We start from the raw sequence: 18144 nt of genomic DNA on the forward strand, positions 1-18144 counted from the left end.
ACCCTCCGCCGCGACCTAAGCACCTGTGCACCTGTGACCACACGACGAAGGAGATTCGGCATCATGACGACACTGAAGCCCGGAAGCATGCTGCTCGGCACGACCCGTCCCGCCGAGCTGCGGGCCTGGTACATCAAGGCGCTGGCGCCGGAGTTCACCGGCGAGGGTGCGATCGACCTGGGCGGCTTCCTGCTGGTCGTCGACGGGCGCGACGACGTCCAGGCGAAGAACAACGAACCGGGTCGCACGATCATCAACTTCCACGTCGACGACTTCGACGCCATGGAGGCCCAGCTGAACGCGGCCGGCGTGGAGTGGGTGTCGGTCGAGGACCGGGCGAAGGGCAAGTTCGGCACGTTCGCCGACCCCGACGGAAACCTCCTCCAGATCATCGAGTGGAAGAAGGACGCCTGAGACCGGAGGTCCTCCGACCTGCGTTCCGCCTCGGACCCGAGGACAATGGGCCCCGTCGGTCGGACATCGCCCGTACCCCCGAAAGGTGGCGATCAGCATGACTGAGCACCCGCACGCAGCCCTCGTACGCAAGGGCTACGACGCCTTCTCGCGCGGTGACATGGACACCATGCGCACGCTGCTGGCGGCGGACGCCACGCACCACGTCCCCGGTAGCCACACCCTGTCCGGGGACTTCAAAGGACAGGACGCGATCATCGACTTGTACCGGCGGCTCGTCGAGGAGACGGACGGGACCGTGCGGGTCGCGCCGCTGACCGTCCTCGTCGACGGCCGGGGACATGCGGTCGTGGTGCACCGTTTCACCGCCGAGCGCCAGGGCCGGCGGATCGACGAGTCCGGCGGCATCGTGTTCCGGATCATCGGCGACAAGATCACCGACCTCGACGAGTGCGTCGAGGACATCGACCGCAGCAACGAGTTCTGGGCCTGAGACCGTTCCGTCCTGGTCGGACTGGTCGCCATCACCGCCGTCGTCGCCGTCGCCGTCGAGGAAGGACGCGACGCCCGGCGGGGAGACGCCTGCCGCAACACTGACCTCCCTGAGGAACACCTCGCCTTGAGAAACGCGGGCCTTGAGGAACACCTCGCCCGCGTTCTACGCTCGTGGCGGCGATACCTCTGACTGAGTCAACTGTCCCTGCGTGCAAGGCATCCGCGAGGTGGCTATGACCGTCCAGGACATCCGTTCCTTCAACCGCTTCTACACGAACGCCATCGGCGCCCTCGACTACAGCACCCACCTCTACGCCCCCTACACCCTCACCGAGGCCCGTGTCCTCTACGAGCTGGCCCACTCCGCCCGTACCGACGCCGCCGATCTCCGTGCGGAACTCAGCCTGGATGCCGGGTACTTGAGCCGTATCCTCAACAAGTTCGAGCAGGACGGGCTGATCGAGCGGGCGCCCTCCGAGCGGGATCCCCGGCGGCGGCGGGTCACGCTCACCGGGGCCGGGCGGGAGACCGCCGGGCTGTTGAACGAGCGGTCCACGGAGGCCATCTCCTCGCTGCTCGCCGGTGTGCCCGCAGCCGACCGGCCCCGCCTCGCGGAGGCCCTGCACACGGTCCGTTCGCTCCTCTCCGACAGCCGGCCCCCGCGCCGCGAGGACGTCCTGCTGCGCGAGCCCGACCCCGGTGACCTCGGCTGGATCGTGCAGCGCAACGCGGCGCTCTACGCCGCCGAGTACGGCTTCAACACCGACTACGAGGGGCTGGTCGCCCGTATCGTCGCCGACTTCGCGGAGGATCACGACCCGCATCTGGAGCGGGTGTGGATCGCCGAGCTGGACGGGCGGCCGGTCGGGTGCGTGATGTGCGTACGGGACGAGGCGCCCGGGACGGCCCGGCTGCGGCTGCTGCTCGTCGAGCCGGAGGCGCGCAGGCTCGGCATCGGTGACCGGCTCGTCGCCGCCGTCGTCGGGTTCGCGCGCGAGGTCGGCTACCGCGACCTCGTCCTGTGGACCAACGAGGTGCTCGGCGCCGCCCGCCGTATCTACCAGCGGCACGGATTCGTCCTCGCCTCCGAGAAGCCCCACCGCTCCTTCGGCAGGGACCTGGTCGGCCAGGACTGGCGACTTGATCTCCATGCCACGACTGAAAAGTGGAGTGACGGATAGGGTCCCTGATATGAAACTGGCGTTCTCCACCCTCGGCGTGCCCGGTCTCCCCCTCACCGAGGTCCTGCGGCTCGCGACCACCCACGGCTACCACGGCGTCGAACTGCGCACGCACCCCGAAGAACCCGTCCACCTCGGTCTCGGCCTCGCCGAACGAGCCGATGTGGCCGCCGAGTTCAAGGCGTCCGGCGTCGAACTCCTCGGTCTCGCCGGGTACGTGCGTGTCGCGGCCCCCGGCGACGACGAGCCCGTGCTCACCGAACTCCGCGCACTCCTCGACCTGGCCCGCGACCTCGGGTCCCCCTTCGTCCGCGTCTTCCCGGGCGGCGGCACCGACCAGAGCCCCGAGGAGGCCGACGCGACGGCGGCCCGGAGGCTCGGCAGGGCCGCCGAGTACGCCGCCGACGTCGGCGTACGCATCCTGCTGGAGACCCACGACTCGCACCGCACCGGCGCCGACGCGATCCGCGTCCTGGGCCCCGTCGGCCACCGTCAGGCGGGCGCGCTCTGGGACGTCATGCACACCTGGCTCGGCGGCGAGCAGCCGACGGAGAGCTATCTGGCCCTCGCCCCGCACCTCGGATACGTGCAGGTCAAGGACATCGCCTCGACGGACGACACCACCCCGGTCGCACTGGGCGCCGGCGTTCTGCCGCTCGCCGAGTGCGTCGAGGTCCTCACCCGGCACAGCTGGGACGGCTGGCTGTGCTGGGAGTACGAGAAGCGGTGGTACGAGGCCGCCGCACCCCTGGAGGGCCTGCTGAGCGCCGGCCGCGAGCACCTCGCCCGGCTGCTCAACGAGTCGGCCTAGCCGAGTACTGGTCGAGGACTAGCTGAGTACCTGCCTCAGCTCTCCGAACGCCTCGTGGAACCCGGGGAACGTCTTGCGTACGCACCCCGGGTCGTCGAAGGTGATCCCGGGTGTGCGCAGGCCGGTCACCGCGAAGGACATGACGATGCGGTGGTCGCCGTACGACTTGATGTCCGTGCCGGGGACAGGGGTCGTACCGGGGTGGATCTCGATCCAGTCGGGCCCGGTCTCCACCCGTACCCCCAGCCGTCGGAGGTTCTCCGCGCAGGCCTCCAAGCGGTCGCACTCCTTCACGCGCGTGTTGGCCACGTCCTCGATGCGTACGGGGCCGGAGGCGAAGGGGGCGAGCGCCGCCAGGGTCGGCATGGTGTCGGAGATGTCCCGCATGTTGACCGTCAGGCCCCGGAGTTCGCCGGTTCCGGTGACCGTCGTGCGGTCTTCGGCGATCTCCGCCCGGGCGCCCATGCGGCGCAGTACGTCGACGAAGCCCAGGTCGCCCTGGAGCGCTCCGGTGCCGAGGCCCGGGACCGTCACCTCGCCGCCGGTGAGGGCGGCCGCCGCGAAGAAGTAGCTGGCGGTGGAGGCGTCGGGCTCGATGGCGTAGGTGGTGGCCCGGTAGCCGCCGGGCGGGACCACGAAGACATCTCCGTCCTGGCGTACCTCCGCCCCGAACTCCCGCATCATCGCGATGGTGATGTCCACGTAGGGAGCCGAGACGAGGTCGGTCACGTGGATGCGCAGGCCCTTGCGGGTCAGGGGGCCCAGAAGGAGCAGCGCGGTGAGGTACTGGGAGGACTGCCCGGCGTCGAGGGTGACGTTTCCGCCCTCCACGCCCGTCGCCTCGATGGTCAGCGGGTGGTGTCCCTCCGCCTCCTCGTGCCGCAGGTCCACGCCCAGGTCGCGCAGGGCGCGGGCGAGGGGGGCGAGGGGGCGGCGGCGCATCTGGGGGGAGGCGTCGAAGCGGTAGGTGCCGTGGCCGGCGGCGGCGAGGGTCGGCAGGAAGCGGGCGGTCGTGGCGCCGTCGCGGCAGAAGACGTCGGCCTCGGTGGCCGCCGGGCCCTGGGGGCGGCCGTCGATCTGCCAGGCGCCGGGGGTCCGTCCGACCCGGTAGCCGAGAGCGATCAGGCCCTGGGCGAAGCCCTCCGAGTCGTCCGAGCGCAGGGGGCGTACGAGGGTGGTGACCCCGTCGGCTGCCGCGGCGAGGAAGAGGGCGCGCGCGGTGATGGACTTGGAACCGGGAATCTCTACGACGGCCATGCCCCTATGCTCGCCCGCCCCGCGCCCCGGGTGCCGGAACGTCCGCGAAATGGACCATGAACGGTGTGTTTTCCGCCGGAGGTTCCGCGAGGGGTTCGCCGGTACGCCGCGGCGCCGTCGTGGCTTGTCGCGCAGTTCCCCGCGCCCCTTTGGGCGCACCGCTCGCCCCCGTACCGACTTCGCGGAATCGGCCGCGATCCGGGAACCCGTCGCCGTCCCGTGCCGTCCAAGCGGCACGACTGCCGGATGAGTCACCGCTGTGCGGTGTCGGCCTCGCTGCTGGCTGCGAACGCTGACCCACCCTCTCCAACCGCCCGCGGCCGGCAGCGAGCCGTCACCGGCGCGCCCCCCTCCGATGCGCCGGTGACGGTCCCCTTTCCGGGGACAAGCGACCATCTCGCGTTAGCGTGCGCACCCTTGACTGGAAGAAACTTCCCGGTTATTCGTGACTTCTCGGAAGTTTCCTTCACGAGGGAAGGAGCGCCTTCGTGCGCGACCCAGCTGAGCAGAATGGGATCAGTACCCGTCCTTCCAGACGCGCCGTCCTCGCCGCCACCGCCGGCACCGGCGCCGCGCTCGCCCTCGGGGGTGAGGCGCATCCGTACGACATCGACGCGCGGCTGCGCCGGATCATCTCCCGTATGACCCTGGAGGAGAAGGTCGGCCAGCTGTTCGTCATGCGGGTCTACGGGCACTCCGCCACCGCGCCCGACCAGGCCGACATCGACGCCAACCTCGCCGAGATCGGCGTACGCACGGCGGCCGAGCTCATCGCCAAGTACCGGGTCGGCGGGATCATCTACTTCTCCTGGGCGCACAACACCCGGGACCCGCACCAGATCGCCGACCTCAGCAACGGCATCCAGAAAGCCTCCCTCTCCCTCAGCCGTGGTCTGCCGGTGCTCATCTCCACCGACCAGGAGCACGGGATCGTCGCCCGCGTCGGCAGCCCCGCCACCCTCCTCCCCGGGGCCATGGCCCTCGGCGCGAACGGCTCCCGCACGGACGCGCTCACCGCCGGCCGTATCAGCGGCGCCGAGCTGCGCGCCCTCGGTATCCGCCAGGACTACGCGCCGGTGGCCGACGTGAACGTCAACCCCGCCAATCCGGTGATCGGCGTACGGTCGTTCGGCGCCGACCCGAAGGCCGTCGCCGGGCTGGTCGCCGCGCAGGTCACGGGGTACCAGCGGTCCTCCGTCGCCGCCACCGCCAAGCACTTCCCGGGGCACGGGGACACCGCCGTCGACAGCCATTACGGCTTCCCGGTCATCGAGCACACGCGCGAGCAGTGGAGCTCCGTCGACGCGCCGCCCTTCCGGGCCGCGATCCGCGCCGGTATCGACTCGATCATGACCGCGCACATCATGGTCCCGGCCCTCGACGACTCCGGCGACCCCGCCACGCTCTCCCACCCGATCCTCACCGGCATCCTGCGCGGGCAACTCGGTTACGACGGGGTCGTGGTCACCGACTCGCTGGGTATGCAGGGCGTACGGGAGAAGTACGGCGACGACCGTGTTCCGGTGCTCGCCCTGAAGGCCGGGGTCGACCAGCTGCTCAACCCGCCGTCGATCGACATCGCCTGGAACGCCGTCCTGGCGGCAGTGCGGCAGGGGGAGTTGACCGAGGCCCGCCTCGACACGTCCATCCTGCGCGTCCTCCGGCTCAAGTACCGGCTCGGGCTGCTGAGCCGTCCGTACGTCACCCGTGCCGGGGTCGACCGGGTCGTCGGTGTCCGGGGCCATCTCCTGGCCGCCGACCGGATCGCCGAGCGGAGCACCACCCTCCTCGTCAACGAGCGGAAGCTGCTGCCCCTTTCCCGGGTGACCCACAAGCGGGTGCTCGTCGTCGGGGCCGATCCCGCCTCACCGTCGGGTACCACCGGGCCGCCCACCTCCGTGCTGGCCGACGCCCTCACCGAACTGGGCTTCACCGCCTCCGCGTTGCCGACCGGGACCGCCCCCTCGGCCGCCGTCGTCGCCCGGGCCGTCGCCGCCGCCGGGGAGGTGGACGCGGTGGTGGTCGGGACGTACAACCTCAGCGGCGGGAGCAGCCAGCGGACTCTTGTCGCCCAACTCCTCGCCACCGGTCGGCCGGTGGTGTGCGTCGCCGTCCGGAACCCCTACGACGTTGCCCAACTCCCAGACGTACAGGCCTACTTGGCCACCTACTCCTGGACCGATGTCGAACTCCGGGCCGCCGCGCGGGTGATCGCGGGGCAGGTCCGGCCACGCGGAAAGCTGCCGGTGCCGGTGCTGCGCGCGGACGACCCCACGAGCATGCTGTATCCGATCGGTCACGGACTGTCGTACTAGGAGCAGGAGGTAAGGAGGCGTACTCGGCGTACGTCGCACAACCGGCGCACCACCCCCAATAGGCGCAAATCCGCTGGACTTCCGGCGTGACCCTGGCGTCGCGGGCCACGCTGGGCGGGGGAACTCGGGGGGATGCGATGTACGGAAAACGGTCCGTGGGGCCTATGGGGTCTGCGGGATCCGGTGGAGTGGCGCGTGTGCGTGTGGTCGCCTGCGCGCTGCTGACGCTGGTCGCGATGTTCACGGCTACCGGGTGCCAGCTGTCGTCCGGCGCTTCGGCGGTGGGCGGGGAGGGGTCAGTGGGTGTGGGCGGCTCGTCGGCGGGTGCCTCCGGGGCCGCCGCGGGCACGGTGGTCGGCCAACGGCCGGCGTCGCCCCGGCCCACCGGCTACGGCAGCGTCTTCCTCTCCATCGACGAGTGCAGCTCCTTCGGCACCACCAGTTTCACCGAGGTGCCCTGCACCAGCGAGCGCGCGGCGGCCCGGGTCGTGGCCCGGTACGACGGCACGGTGACCGAGGGCCCGACGTGCCCGGCGACCACCGACTTCGTGCTGCACATCAGCGAGCAGCGGCCCTCCGGCGACGAGGACGGCGACGGAGCCGTCCCGCAGGGCTACGCCTGTATGCGCAACCTCCAGGCCCCGCACCCCGGCGACCCCGGCGGCGGCGGAGGCCCGCGCACGATCGTCGGGGACTGCGTGTACAGCGCCGGGCGCGGGGAGGTTCGCGAGACGGCGTGCGACGGGAAGGGCGAGAAGAAGCCGGAGTACCGGGTGACCGAGGCCGTCACCAAACGCTTCAACTGCCCGACTTCCACCGCCCTTTACGTGCAGTTGGGCGGGGAGCGGCCGGTGGGATGCGCGAAACCGGTATGAAGGATTCCATTTCATCGGCTTCTTCGGCCGAGTAACGAGTCGCTCCCATTCACCGGAACAACTGTTGTGCTGATTTCGTGAATCGGTAGGCTCCCACCTGTCATGGCGCGGACCGCTTATTTTCGGACAGTCCGTCAGCACTCACAGGCCGGGAACCTCTGTGGCACTCCACGCACGCACGGCGCAGCAGCCGCAGGACCGGGCTCCGAAGCGCCAGTTGTCCGTCCGGACCATGCTCCTCGTCCTGGCCCTGGTGCCCTGTCTGGCCCTGGTGGCCCTCGGCGCGATGGACTCGGCCCACCTCCACGGCGACTGGCGGACCGTCCATGACCGCAACGACGAGGCGAAACGCTTCGGCACCCCGCTCGTCACCGTCTTCTTCAACCTCCAGGAGGAGCGGCGGCTCAGCGCGGCCGTCCTCGCGGACCCCGCGGCCGACCGGTCCGAACTGACGCGTCAGCGTGAACTCACCGACAGGTCCGTACGGAGCCTCGTCGCGCTCGGCGCCGGCCCGAGCGCTCTCGCCGAGCCCTTCCAGGAGGTCACCCGCGGGCTGAAGAAGCTGCCGGGCTACCGGGACTCCGTGGACCGGCGGTCGACCTACCAGCAGCAGACGTTCGACGCGTACACCGAGGCGATCGCGTCGAGCATGCAGCTGTTCGAGAACTTCAGCAACGTCGGCGTCGGTGAGACGGCCGTCCTCACCCGGCCGGCGCTCGACGCGCAGTGGGGCCAGGAGATGATCTCGCGCGAGGACGCGATCATCACCGCCGGAGTGGCGAGCGGCAGGCTCACCGGTGAGCAGCGCTTCCAGATCGCCGAGATGGTCGGCAGCCAGCAGCACATCTACAGCGACAAGGTCGTCCCTCTGCTCCCCGACACCCGGGCCGAGACCTACCGGGCGGTGCTGACCGGCGCCGACTGGAGGCGGAAGACCTCGGTCGAGCAGAGCATCCTCGACGCCGAGGGCAACGGCGCCGACGACCCGACCGTCGTCTCCGCCGCGCTCGGGAAGACGTGGCGGCAGAGCATCAAGGGGATCACCCCCCAGCTGCTGGGGGCCAGTAACGCGTACTCCGAGGATCTGGTCGCCTCCACCGAGGACGAACTCGACGGCCTGATGACCCACATGATCGTCAACACCGCGGTGAGCACGGCGGCCGTGGTGCTGATGCTGATCCTCTCGCTGCGGCTGACCGGCACGCTGCGCCGCCGGATCTTCGGCCTGCGCGCCGAGGCGCTCGAACTCCAGGAGCGGCTGCCCGACATCGTGGAGCGACTGCGCAAGGGCGAGAAGGTCGACACCGACGCCGAACTGCCCGAGATCCGCCACGGCGACGACGAACTCGGCCAGCTCGGCCAGGCCCTCAACGAGGCGCGCGGCTCGGCCCTGGAGACGGCCGTACGGGAGATCGAGCTGTACCGCGGCTTCGAGCGGCTGCTGCAACGCATCGCGCGGCGCACCCAGTTGCTGATCGGTATGCAGCTGAAACGTCTCGGCGAGATGCAGCGGCGGCACGAGGACCCGGACGTCCTGGAAGGGCTCTTCGACCTCGACCACCTGGCGGCCCGGCTGCGCCGCTACGAGGAGAACCTGGTGATCCTCGGCAGCGGCACGCCGCAGCGGCGCTGGCGCAGGCCTGTTCTGCTGCTGGACATCCTGCGCTCCGCCCAGGGCGAGGTACAGGACTACCGGCGTATCCGCATCGACACCGACGGCGAGACCTGGTTGTCGGAGCGGGCGGTCGGCCCGATGGTCCACCTTCTCGCGGAGCTCATGGAGAACGCGGTGTCCTTCTCCCGGCCGCCGACCCCGGTCGAGGTGACCGCCTCCCAGGTGGGGCGCGGGATCGCGATCGAGATCGAGGACCGCGGCATGGGCATGGACCCCGAGCAGTACGCCGAGGCGAACGAGCTGATGGCCGCGCCGCCCCGCATGGACGTGATGTCCCGCGCCGACGACGCCCGTCTCGGCCTGTACGTCGTCGCCCGCCTCGCCGCCAACCTGGGCCTCACGGTCGAGCTACGCCCCTCGTCGTTCGGAGGCACCCGGGTCGTCGTCCTGGTCCCGTCGGAACTGATCTCCACGGGTCAGCCGAAACGGGGTGGGACGGTGCCGGGCGGGCCGGTCTCGGGCGGTCAGCCGGTGCCGGGCGGGTTGGTGTCGGGCGGTCAGCCACTGCCTGGTGAGCAGGCCTCAGGCAGTCAGCCACTGCCGGGCAGGCAGCCGGCACCCGGCGGGTCGGTGCGGAGCGAGTCGGTGCGGAGCGGTCAGCCGGGCCGGGGCGGGCCGGTGCCGGGCCCTACCGGCCCGCCGGGTGCCGTCCCGGACCGCCTCACGCTGCGCGGCGCGACCACCCGGCCGCACGCCGGGCCCACCGCGGATACCGGGCCCGCCCAGCCGGTGGGGAGCCGACCGGCCCCGGACGGTCAGCCGCTCCCAGGCGGGCCGGTCCCGAGCCCTGCCGGCCCGCCTGGTGCCGTCCCGGACCGCCTCACGCTGCGCGGCGCGACCACCCGGCCGCACGCCGGGCCCACCGCGGATACCGGGCCCGCCCAGCCGGCGCGGGACCGACCGGCCCCGGACAGTCAGCCGCTCCCGGGCGGGCCGGTGCCGGGCCCTGCCGGCCCGCCGGGTGCCGTCCCGGACCGCCTCACGCTGCGCGGCGCGACCACCCGGCCGCACGCCGGGCCCACCGCGGACACCGGGCCCGCCCAGCCGGCGCGGAGCCGACCGGCCCCGGACAGTCAGCCGCACCCGGGCGGGCCGGTGCCGAGCCGGACTGTTCCGGGCGCCCAGCCAGGCGCCCTCCCGAACCGTCTCGCCCTGCGCGGCGCGACCACCCGGCCGCACGCCGGGCCAGGTGGGCCCACCGGCACCACCGGACCGACCGGCGAGCAGGAAGCGTACGAGCGTCCCCTCATCGGCCCCTGGGTCGCGCCCTCAGCGCCGGTGGGCCGCCCCGCGCAGGCCCCCGCCCAGGCTCCCTCCGCAAGCTCCGCCCCCCTGCCCCGGCGCGTCCGGCAGGCCAGTCTCGCCACCGAACTCCGGGAGGCTCCCCCCTCGTACGACACCGAACCCGGCACCGCGCAGCCGCTCCCCCGCCGGACCGGCGCCCGTTCCGGTGCCACTGTCGGTGCCTTCCAGCGCCAGTCCAAGGCAGCCCGGCTCAGGCCCGACGCCGATCACCAGCCCAGCCACCAGCCCCCCAACCCCTCACCGGGACCCGCCCGGCCCCGGAAGGAAGACGGACGATGACTCTGCGAACCACTGCCACCAACTCCGACCTCGACTGGCTGCTCGATCGTCTGGTCGACCAGGTTCCGGGGACCCGGAACGCCATCGTGCTGTCCGACGACGGGCTGGTGGTGAGCCAGTCCAGCAGCATCGCCCGGGTCGACGCGGAACGCCTGGCCGCCATCGCCACCGGCCAGCAGAGCCTGGCCCGCGGTGTCAGCGAGGTCTTCGGCGGCGGGGCCGTCCACCAGGTCATCATCGAGCTCGACGAACTCTGGCTGTTCGTCAGCTCGGCCGGCCGGGGCACCCATCTGGCGGTCGTGGCGGACCAGGAGGTCGACGCCGAGGTGATGGCCGTGGCGATGGACACTCTCGTCCAGCAGGTGGGACAGCGACTGGGGACCGAGGTGCGGGTCCAGCGCCTGGAGGGCGGGGGGCGTGAGTGAGCCACTGGGCGGACGCGTCGCCGGACGACGATGACGCCGAGGAGAGCCTCGTCAGGCCGTACACGATCACCCATGGCCGTACGGCCTCGGTACGCGACGACCTCACCCTCATCACGGTGATCGCCACCGTGACGCCCGGCGAACGGACCGGCGACCGGATTCTGCAGCCCGAGCACCGGATGATCCTGCGGCAGTGCCGTACGCCGGTGGCTCTCGCGGAGGTCGCCGCCGGGCTGAACCTGCCCGTGGCGGTGACGAAGATCCTCGTCGACGACCTCATCACGCTCGACCGGGTGACAGCCCGGCCGCCACTCGCCGTCGGGGTCGGTCAGACACCCGACATGACTCTTCTCCAGGCGGTGAAGGATGCCCTACTCAGACTCTGACGAACAGACCGGGTCACAGGTGTCCGTGGCCGGGACGCCCACCGCGCCCGCCGCGGTGAAAATACTGATCGCGGGCGGCTTCGGCGTCGGCAAGACCACCATGGTCGGCGCCGTGAGCGAGATCCCGCCCCTGCACACCGAGGAGCGGCTGACCGTCGCCGGGCTGGGCGTGGACGATCTCGACGGGGTGGCGGAGAAGACCACGACGACCGTGGCACTGGACTTCGGCCGGATCACGGTCGACGCCCAGCTCGTCCTGTACCTGTTCGGCACGCCGGGCCAGGAACGCTTCTGGTTCATGTGGAACGACCTGGTGCACGGGGCGCTCGGCGCGGTCGTCCTCGCGGACACCCGGCGGCTGGAGAGCAGTTTCGCGTCGATCGACTTCTTCGAGAGCCGTGGAGTTCCGTTCGTGGTCGGCGTCAACTGCTTCCACGGGCTCAGGGACCGCACGGTGGACGAGGTGCGGGACGCGCTCGACCTCGCCCCGGACGTCCCGGTCGTCATGGGCGACCTCCGGGAGCGGCTGGACAGCCGCGACCTGCTGGTGGCCCTCGTCAACCGGCTGATGGCGGGCCTCCCGCCGACCGCGATCGGCGGCTGACCGTACGACGGCGCGGCCCCCGGTGAGTGTCACCGGGGGCCGCGCCACGATCAACTGCCCATGCTCTGCAAGGTCGTTACGGCCGCAGCATGGGCTCGCGCTCGATGTTCCGCTTGTCGAGCCGCGCGTCGTACGTCGCCAGCGGCTTGGCCACCGACGGGTTCGCCCGGACGGAGGTCGACGCGACGCCGGCCCACTCCAGGATGCGGGCCGTGGCGAGCGCCTTCTGCTCGGGGACCAGACCCGCGACGTTCGCGCCGTGGTTCAGGCCGGGAGCGGCGAAGACGTACGAGTCCTTCGCGCCCTTGCCGAGACGGAACCGCTCGGCACCCCACGGGTCGTTCTGCCCGTACACGAACAGCATGTGCTGGGCGCGGTGCTGGATCCAGTTGTCGACGTCACGCATCGCCCGCGGCTGGAACTTCATCGGGATGTCCCGGGGGACGAAGTTGCGCGGCGGCTGGTAGCCGTAGCGGACGTACTTCTTCTCGATGTGCGGGAACCTGATGCTGGGCGCGCCGAGTTGGGTGCCCGCCTGGTAGTAGTACGGCGTGTACGGCTCCAGGCCCTGGTCGGTGTAGGCGGAGAACCCGGAGATCGTGTCGATCGAGGTCCAGATGTCGTCGTCGGTCGCGTTCTTGGCGTCCGCCGGGATGGACTCGCAGTCGGCGAGCAGGCTGTACTGCCAGAAGCCCCAGACGTAGTCGAGGACGACGGCCTCGTACGCCCGGTCGAGGCTGCCGACGGTGTCGAAGGTGTAGCCCTCGGTGGCGGCGACCTCCGCGTACTTCTTCTCCAGCGGCTCGCGGCGGACGAGCGCTTCACGCTGTACGGCGTTCAGCCGGTCGCGGCACTCCTTGGTGCCGACGCTCGCGAAGAACCGGTCGTAGGCCGAGTCCTCGTTGTTCACCACGTCGTTGGGGGCGACGTACGCGACGACGCCGTCCATGTCGCGGGGGTAGAAGCGCTCGTAGTACGTGGCGGTCATGCCGCCCTTCGAACCGCCCGTGGACAGCCACTTCTTGGCGTAGATCTTCTTCAGCGCCGTGAAGACGCGGTGCTGGTCGCCGGCCGCCTGCCAGATGTCCAGCTTCGACCAGTTGGCCGGGTCGGGCCTGGAGGGTGTGAAGAAGCGGTACTCCAGGGAGACCTGGTTGCCGTCGACGATCCGCGTCGGTTCACTGCGACTGGGGTTCGTGCTGACGAAGTAGCCGCCGGTGAAGAAGACCGTCGGGCGCGCGACGTCCTTGTGCAGGACGGTGATCCGCTGCTGGAACGTGCCCTTGGACGGGTGCCGGTGGTCGATCGGCTGGGTGTAGTCGAGGACGAAGAACCGGTAGCCGGTGTACGGCTTCTCCTGGATCAGGCTCATGCCCGGTATCGCGAGGAGTTGGTCCTTGATGTCCGCACCGCTGGCCGTTCGCGTGGTGCCGGTGGCTTCCGGCTGGGCGGCGGTCGCCGCGCCCGCCGTGCTCAACGTGCCGATGAGCACGGCGAGCGCGAGCAGCCATCTGGACGCCTTGCGCATACACCCTCCCCTGTGAGACATCTGTGCGCCGGAAGCTATCGGAGCAACTGGGCGGCGCACCAGGGGAGATAGGGAAATCCCTCGGGCAGTGGATCAGTCGGTAGGGTCCGAGCGGGGCGCTGGGCAGGGGCTCAACACCGGATCCAGCCAGAACTGACCGATCCTCGCCCTATCGCGCCCTTGACCCACACCTGCCGCCGGCCCGCGTGCACGGTCACCGGTCCGGCCCGTTTCGAGAACAGTCCCTCGTCGACGACCGGCCGCCCGCCCCGCGCCCGTACGCTCACCGACATCCACTGGCGGGCGCCCGGCCGCTTGGGCACGGTCACCGCGCAGACGTAGCCGCTGCGCCGGTAGATGTGCACCACGCCGGTGGAGAACGTCAGCGTGCGTGCCTTGCGGCCGGAGCAGGCCGAGACCACGGAGGCGGTGGAGGCCGCCTCGGCCGTGGCCGGGCTCGCGAGGGAGAGCATCCCGGACGCGGTCAGGACGGCCAGACCGAGCGCCATCCGCCGCCGTACCGAACCACCACTCACCGTCTCCCCCTCCAGCTGCCACCGACGACATTAGCCGCGCGTCCGTACTGATGTACGGACGCACGGCACCTATCGAACGGTTGCGCCAGTCGCCGACCCCCAGGCCCACCGGCCTGTCAGCGGACCGAGGTGACCGGTTCCTCCGGTTCATCCGCCGTGCCCACGAAGGCGCGCCACAGCTCGGCGTACTGGCCGTCCAGGGCGAGCAGTTCGTCGTGGGTGCCGTCCTCCGCGACCCGGCCGTGGTCCATGAGGACGACCCGGTCGGCGCGGGCGGCGGTGGTCAGGCGGTGGGCGACGACGAGAGTCGTACGGCGGCCTGCCAGGCGGTCGGTCGCCTGGTTGACCTGGGCTTCCGTCGCCAGGTCGAGGGCCGCCGTCGCCTCGTCGAGGAGCAGGATGTCCGGGTCGACCAGCTCCGCGCGGGCCAGCGCGATCAGCTGGCGCTGCCCCGCCGAGAGGTTGCGTCCGCGCTCGGCGACCTCGTGCAGGTAGCCGCCCTCCAGCGTGGCGATCATGTCGTGCGCCCCGACCGCCCGGGCCGCCGCCTCCACCTGGGCGTCGGTGGCGTCCGGCCGCCCGTAGGCGATGGCGTCCCGCACGGTCCCCTGGAACAGATACGCCTCCTGCGGCACGACCCCGAGTCGATGCCGGTACGAGGTGATGTCGAGGTCGCGCAGATCGGTGCCGTCGACGGTGACCCGGCCGCCGGTCGGGTCGTAGAAGCGGGCGACCAGCTTCACCAGCGTCGACTTGCCGGCGCCCGTCTCGCCGACGAAGGCGACGGTCTGCCCGGCCGGAATCGTCAACCGGACGCCGCTCAGGGCCTCTTCGGCATCGTCACCGGCTCCGTACGCGAAGTCCACGCCCTCGAAGGCGATGTCGCCCTGAAGGGAGATGACCTCCATCGGCTCCTCGGCGGCCTCGGTCGAGGTCCGCTCCTGGAGGAGTTCCTGGATCCTGCCGAGCGACACCGTCGCCTGCTGGTACCCGTCGAAGACCTGCGAGAGCTGCTGCACGGGTGCGAAGAACAGGTCGATGTACAGGAGGTAGGCGACCAGCGCACCGGTCGTCAGCGTCCCGTCGTCGATCCGTCCCGCGCCCACGATCATCACCGCCGCCGCCGCGACCGAGGCCAGCAGCTGCACGAAGGGGAAGTACACGGAGATCAGCCACTGGCCCCGCACGCGCGCCTGGCGGTAGCTGTCGCTGCCCTCCGCGAACCGCTCGGAGCCCGTCCGCTCGCCCCGGAAGGCCTGCACGATCCGCAGCCCGGACACCGACTCCTGGAGGTCTGCGTTGACCGACGACACGCGCTCACGGGCGAGCTCGTACGCCTTCACGCTCGCCCGGCGGAAGTAGACGGTGCCGACGACCAGCACCGGGATGGTGACGAACACGATGAGGGCGAGCTGCACGTCGATCACCACGAGGGCGACCATGATGCCGAAGAAGGTGACGACGGAGACGAAGGCGGTGACCAGCCCGGTCTGCAGGAACGTGGAGAGGGCGTCGACGTCGGTCGTCATCCTCGTCATGATCCGCCCGGTCAACTCCCGTTCGTAGTAGTCGAGTCCGAGGCGTTGCAGCTGGGCGAAGATCTTCAACCGGAGGGCGTACAGGACGCGTTCGCCGGTACGGCCGGTCATCCGCATCTCGCCGATCTGCGCCGCCCACTGGACGACGACGGACACCAGCGCGAGTCCGGCGGCCACCCACACGGCACCCAGGGCGAGTTGGGAGACACCCGAGTCGATGCCGTGCCGGATCAGGATCGGCAGGAGCAGCCCCACCCCGGCGTCCACGGCGACCAGCGCGAGGCTCACCAGCAGAGGTGCCCCGAAGCCGCGCAGCAGCCGCTTCAGCCCGTACGACTCCTCGGGCGTGACCGCGCGTGCCTCGTCGATGCCCGGGGTGTCGGCGGCCGGGGGCAACGCCTCGACCTGGGCGAGGAGTTCGGGCGTGGCCGGCATCCCGTCGAACGCGGTGTCCTTGCGCTCACGGTCGCCGGTCCACAGCCTCGGCGTGACCCCGCGCTCGGCGTCGAACTCGGCGTCCAGCTCCTCCCGTACGGAGGTGTCCTCGGGCTGCGGGGTGGGCAGGGCGCGGCCGGGCGAGACGCCGCCCAGCTCGTCCGGGTCGGTCAGCAGCCGTCGGTACAGGGCGGAGCGGGCCTGGAGTTCGTCGTGGGTGCCGAGGTCGGCGAGGCGTCCGCCGTCGAGGACGGCGATGCGGTCGGCGAGGCCGAGGGTGGAGCGGCGGTGGGCGATGAGGAGAGTCGTCCGGCCCTCCATGACCTGCTTCAGCGCCTCGTGGATCTCGTGCTCGACGCGCGCGTCCACGGCGGAGGTGGCGTCGTCGAGGACGAGGAGCCGGGGGTCGGTGAGGATGGCGCGGGCGAGGGCGACGCGCTGGCGCTGGCCGCCGGAGAGGGTGAGGCCGTGCTCGCCGACCTTGGTGTCGTAGCCGAGGGGCAGTTCGGCGATGAAACGGTCCGCCTGGGCGGCGCGCGCGGCGGTGAGGATCTCTTCGTCGGTGGCGTCCGGACGGCCGTACGCGATGTTGGCGCGGACGGTGTCGGAGAAGAGGAACGAGTCCTCGGGGACCAGCCCGATCGCGGCCCGCAGCGAGTCGTGGGTCAGCTCGCGGACGTCGTGACCGCCGATGAGGACCGCGCCGCGCGTCACGTCGTAGAAGCGCGGCAGGAGGAGCGAGACGGTCGACTTGCCGGAACCGGAGGAGCCGACGACGGCGAGGGTCTCGCCCGGCCGGATCTCGAAGCTGAGCCCGTCGAGGACGGGGCGCTCGGGGTCGTATCCGAACGACACGTCGTCGAACTCGACGGTGGCGGGGGCATCGGCGGGGAGGTCCTTGTGGCCGTCCGTCATGGACGGCCGGGTGTCGATGAGCTCAAGGACACGCTCGGTGCCGGCCCGCGCCTGCTGTCCGACGGTCAGCACCATGGCGAGCATGCGCACGGGCCCGACGAGCTGGGCGAGATAGGTGGAGAAGGCGACGAACGTACCGAGCGTGATGTGCCCGCCCACGGCCAGCCAGCCGCCCACGGCGAGCATGGCGACCTGCCCGAGCACGGGCACCGCCTGCAGGGCCGGGGTGTAGACGGAGTTGAACCGGATGGTCCGCAGCCGCCCCGCGAAGAGCCGCCGTCCGACCTCCCGGAGCTTCCCGGTCTCCTGGTCCTCCTGCCCGAACCCCTTCACCACGCGTACGCCGGTCACCGCGCCGTCGACGACACCGGCGACGGCGGCGGCCTGGGCCTGCGCGTACCAGGTGGCCGGGTGGAGCTTCGTACGGCTGCGCTTGGCGACGAACCAGAGGGCGGGGGCGACGGCGAGGGCGACCAGGGTGAGCGGGATGGACAGCCAGGCCATGATCGCCAGGGAGATCACGAAGAGCAGTACGTTCCCGAGGGTCATCGGGAGCATGTAGAAGAGGCTCTGGATCAGCTGGAGGTCGCTGGTGGCCCGGCCGACGATCTGGCCGGTCGACAGCTCGTCCTGGCGGCGGCCGTCGAGCCGGGTGATCGTCTCGAACATCTCCGTCCGCAGGTCGTGCTGGACGTCGAGGGCGAGCCGGCCGCCGTAGTAGCGGCGGATGTAGGTGAGGACGTAGACGAGCACGGCGGCGACGACGAGCGCGCCCGCCCAGGGGGCCATGGACCGGGTCTTGTCGCCGATCACGTCGTCGATGATCACCTTGGTGATCAGCGGGACCAGCGCCATCAGGGCCATACCGCCGAGGGACGCGCCCAGGGAGAGCACGACGTCCTTCGGATACCGCCAGGCGTATCCGACCAGCCGCCGCGCCCAGCCCGGTGCCGATACCGGGTCCGATGCCGACACCGGCCCCGACACCGGTTCCGATGCCGGTTCCGATGCCGTTATGGGTTCCGGTTCGTGTCCAGGCTTCCGCCCCCGCTGCTCTGCCACTCCGGCGCCTTCCGTAGATCCGCGATTCCGCACTCCGCCGGTAAGCACCAACACGGGCGGAAGCGGATTTCATCCCTCCGCAACAAATCGCGCGAGCGTTCGGATGAC

The 18144-nt window shown here is 71.1% G+C and carries 14 protein-coding genes; 10 read left to right on the forward strand and 4 right to left on the reverse strand.

The features are described 5' to 3' along the window. Positions 1–63 precede the first annotated feature (63 nt). The 4 genes from QA861_RS40525 (at position 64) to QA861_RS40540 (ending at position 2901) form a co-directional block, all read left to right on the forward strand. Positions 64–414 carry a VOC family protein gene (locus QA861_RS40525; RefSeq protein ID WP_334593865.1) on the forward strand — a complete coding sequence of 117 codons (351 nt, stop codon included), beginning with the start codon at positions 64–66 and terminating at the stop codon, positions 412–414. 97 nt (positions 415–511) lie between these two features. After that, the gene (locus QA861_RS40530; protein WP_334593866.1) at positions 512–907 is read left to right on the forward strand and encodes a nuclear transport factor 2 family protein; all 396 of its coding nucleotides are present in this window, start codon (positions 512–514) and stop codon (positions 905–907) included. Between the two features lie 235 nt (positions 908–1142). Then, the gene (locus tag QA861_RS40535; RefSeq protein WP_334595004.1) at positions 1143–2090 is read left to right on the forward strand and encodes a bifunctional helix-turn-helix transcriptional regulator/GNAT family N-acetyltransferase; all 948 of its coding nucleotides are present in this window, start codon (positions 1143–1145) and stop codon (positions 2088–2090) included. 10 nt (positions 2091–2100) lie between these two features. Next, positions 2101–2901 carry a sugar phosphate isomerase/epimerase family protein gene (locus QA861_RS40540; RefSeq protein ID WP_334593868.1) on the forward strand — a complete coding sequence of 267 codons (801 nt, stop codon included), beginning with the start codon at positions 2101–2103 and terminating at the stop codon, positions 2899–2901. Between the two features lie 18 nt (positions 2902–2919). On the opposite strand, the gene aroA is transcribed toward QA861_RS40540, so the two are convergent. Continuing rightward, entirely contained in the window at positions 2920–4158 is a 1239-nt protein-coding gene (aroA, locus tag QA861_RS40545; protein WP_334593869.1) for a 3-phosphoshikimate 1-carboxyvinyltransferase, read from the reverse strand. 488 nt (positions 4159–4646) lie between these two features. Here aroA and QA861_RS40550 point away from each other — a divergent pair, with 488 nt between their 5' ends. The 6 genes from QA861_RS40550 (at position 4647) to QA861_RS40575 (ending at position 12022) form a co-directional block, all read left to right on the forward strand. Further along, the gene (locus QA861_RS40550; RefSeq protein WP_334593870.1) at positions 4647–6473 is read left to right on the forward strand and encodes a glycoside hydrolase family 3 protein; all 1827 of its coding nucleotides are present in this window, start codon (positions 4647–4649) and stop codon (positions 6471–6473) included. Between the two features lie 164 nt (positions 6474–6637). Then, positions 6638–7348 (forward strand): hypothetical protein, encoded by a 711-nt coding sequence (locus QA861_RS40555; protein ID WP_443041640.1) that lies wholly within the window; start codon positions 6638–6640, stop codon positions 7346–7348. 160 nt (positions 7349–7508) lie between these two features. Next, the gene (locus QA861_RS40560) at positions 7509–10607 is read left to right on the forward strand and encodes a sensor histidine kinase (protein ID WP_334593872.1); all 3099 of its coding nucleotides are present in this window, start codon (positions 7509–7511) and stop codon (positions 10605–10607) included. Next, positions 10604–11032 (forward strand): roadblock/LC7 domain-containing protein, encoded by a 429-nt coding sequence (locus QA861_RS40565; protein WP_334593873.1) that lies wholly within the window; start codon positions 10604–10606, stop codon positions 11030–11032. Before QA861_RS40560 ends, QA861_RS40565 begins: the two co-directional genes overlap by 4 nt. Further along, a complete protein-coding gene (locus QA861_RS40570; protein WP_334593875.1) occupies positions 11029–11418 on the forward strand; it encodes a DUF742 domain-containing protein in 390 nt (129 codons plus the stop codon). The genes QA861_RS40565 and QA861_RS40570 overlap by 4 nt, the downstream gene beginning before the upstream one ends. After that, positions 11399–12022 (forward strand): GTP-binding protein, encoded by a 624-nt coding sequence (locus QA861_RS40575; RefSeq protein WP_334593877.1) that lies wholly within the window; start codon positions 11399–11401, stop codon positions 12020–12022. The genes QA861_RS40570 and QA861_RS40575 overlap by 20 nt, the downstream gene beginning before the upstream one ends. Positions 12023–12098: 76 nt before the next feature. On the opposite strand, the gene QA861_RS40580 is transcribed toward QA861_RS40575, so the two are convergent. The 3 genes from QA861_RS40580 to QA861_RS40590 all read right to left on the reverse strand — a co-directional run bounded on the left by QA861_RS40580 (position 12099) and on the right by QA861_RS40590 (position 17961). Beyond that, complete coding sequence (locus tag QA861_RS40580) at positions 12099–13550, reverse strand: S28 family serine protease (RefSeq protein ID WP_334593878.1); 1452 nt, start codon at positions 13548–13550, stop codon at positions 12099–12101. A gap of 131 nt (positions 13551–13681) precedes the next feature. Beyond that, positions 13682–14086, reverse strand: coding sequence for a hypothetical protein (locus QA861_RS40585; protein WP_334593880.1), 405 nt, complete (start codon positions 14084–14086; stop codon positions 13682–13684). Positions 14087–14202: 116 nt separating this feature from the next. Beyond that, positions 14203–17961, reverse strand: a complete 3759-nt coding sequence (locus tag QA861_RS40590) for an ABC transporter ATP-binding protein (protein ID WP_443041641.1) — start codon at positions 17959–17961, stop codon at positions 14203–14205. Positions 17962–18144 lie beyond the last annotated feature (183 nt).

It is taken from the genome of Streptomyces sp. B21-083 (assembly GCF_036898825.1).
GTDB lineage: Bacteria > Actinomycetota > Actinomycetes > Streptomycetales > Streptomycetaceae > Streptomyces.